Genomic DNA, 413 nt, shown 5'->3' with positions numbered 1-413 from the left:
ATAGAAAGTGAATTGCGGCAGCGGTTCGATGATGGCGATCCGGCTGCGGCCCCTTTCCGCCAGCCGCTGCACCGCCTCATAAGCATAAGCTTCGTTGTCGAAATCGTGATAGGGGTGGACGATGCCCATCTGCGTTCGGCCATGGGTGGCAAAGGGCAGATTGCGTTCGGTGAGCAGCCGGATGCGCGGGTCGTCGGGTTCGGTCGAGGAGAGGATGACGCCGTCGGCCGCACCGGTGTCGAGGATGTAGCGGACCGGCGCCATCGGATCGCGGTCGGTGCCGTAGGGTGTGACGATCAGGTGGTAATTGGTGCTCGCAAGAATTTCGGTGATGCCGTAGACGATGTGCGAGGTGAGCCCCATCAGCTCTTCATTGATGCTGAGGATCAGGCTGATGACATTGGTCTTGCCGG

1 protein-coding gene is annotated in these 413 nt (G+C 60.5%); it reads right to left on the bottom strand.

Features of this window, described 5'->3' with window-relative positions:
* Positions 1–413 (bottom strand): type 1 periplasmic-binding domain-containing protein (locus AC1D0P_RS30655; RefSeq protein WP_477680176.1); only part of this gene is annotated, 413 nt, incomplete at both ends.

Source organism: Polaromonas sp. P1_G2 (assembly GCF_056405515.1).
Note: the sequence above shows the minus strand (reverse complement) of the source record. Positions and strands in the feature narration are given on the sequence as shown.